Source organism: Streptomyces sp. NPDC057638 (genome assembly GCF_042800315.1).
Lineage (GTDB): Bacteria > Actinomycetota > Actinomycetes > Streptomycetales > Streptomycetaceae > Streptomyces.
On sequence record NZ_JBHVHF010000606.1, the window covers coordinates 1 to 1,389 of the forward strand.

Annotated in this window: 1 protein-coding gene; it reads left to right on the forward strand. The window is 77.2% G+C overall.

Translation table 11 applies throughout. The annotated features are described in order from the left end of the window. Nucleotides 1–293 precede the first annotated feature (293 nt). Entirely contained in the window at nt 294–1,361 is a 1,068-nt protein-coding gene (locus ACFVIM_RS35150) for a DUF3533 domain-containing protein (RefSeq protein ID WP_384310452.1), read from the forward strand. Nucleotides 1,362–1,389: the final 28 nt, after the last annotated feature.

Here is a 1,389-nt window from a genome sequence, read left to right on the forward strand (position 1 = left end):
GCGTGGGACGGCGTGCACGACACCCGCCCGCCCTCCCCGGACCAGCGGTGACAGCACCCGCCTCCCCCGCCGGGACAGCAGGCCATCACCCGCCCGGACCGCAGCCGCCCGCCCTCCCCGGACCAGCGCGCACCGCACCCGCGTCCCCCGCCCGGACCAGCGCGCACCGCACCCGCGTCCCCCGCCCGGACCAGCGCGCACCGCACCCGACCACCCCGCCCGCACAGCGGCGGCATCACCCGCCCGGCCCCGCCCGGACTGCGCGCCGCCGCCGCTCCGCCCAGCGTGGACGCATGACGCGGATACCGGGCGACGCCGCCCCGCACGAGGGACCCGGGCCCGTGCCCGTCCCCCCGACCCGGTTCGCCGACGAGTTCAAGGACGCGGTGAGCCTGCGGGCCGCGCTCCTGGTCATCGGGGTCCTGGCACTCCAAGTCGGCTTTGTCCTCTCGTACATCGGCGCCTTCCACGAACCACGGCCGCGCGAGGTACCCCTCGCCGTCGTCACCCCGACCGACCGGCTCACCGGACAGACCGTGGACCGGCTCGGCGCGCTGCCCGGTGATCCGCTCGCCCCGCGCGCCGTCGCCGACGAGGCCACGGCGGTACGTCAGATCCGGCACCGGGACGTCGACGGCGCCCTGGTCGTCGACCCCCGCGGCCCCACCGACCGGCTGCTGGTCGCCAGCGGCGGAGGTGCCTCGCTCTCCCAGGCGGTCACCGAGGTCGTCGCGGCGGCCGAACGCGCCCAGGGGCGCTCGCTGCGGGTGGTGGACGTGGTTCCGGGCTCCGCCGGGGACGCCCGGGGACTCTCCTCCTTCTATCTGGTCGTCGGCTGGTGCGTCGGCGGCTACCTCTGTGCCGCGATCCTCGCCATCAGCGCGGGCGCCCGTCCCGCCAACGGCCATCGCGCGCTGATCCGGCTCGGGGTGCTGCTGCTGTACGCCATCGCCGCCGGGCTGCTCGGGGCGGTGATCGCCGGACCGGTGCTGGACGCCCTGCCGGGGAACCTGGCCGCGCTGTGGGGCCTGGGCACCCTGCTGGTCTTCACCGTCGGCGCGATCACCCTCGCCCTCCAGGGGCTGGCCGGGATCATCGGCATCGGGCTGGCGATCCTGCTGGTGGTGGTCCTCGGCAACCCGAGCGCGGGCGGCGCCTACCCCTGGCCGCTGCTGCCCCCGTTCTGGGCGGCCATCGGCCCCGCGCTGCCCCCGGGCGCCGGAACGTACGTGGCGCGGTCGATCGCCTACTTCGGCGGGAACGACGTCGCCGGTTCGCTCGGGGTGCTGGCGGCGTGGGCGGTCGGCGGCTCCGCCGTCACCCTGGTCTGCGCGCTGCGGCGCGGACCCCGCACACCGTGAGGACCGCCGCGCCCGGTGGACCGACCAC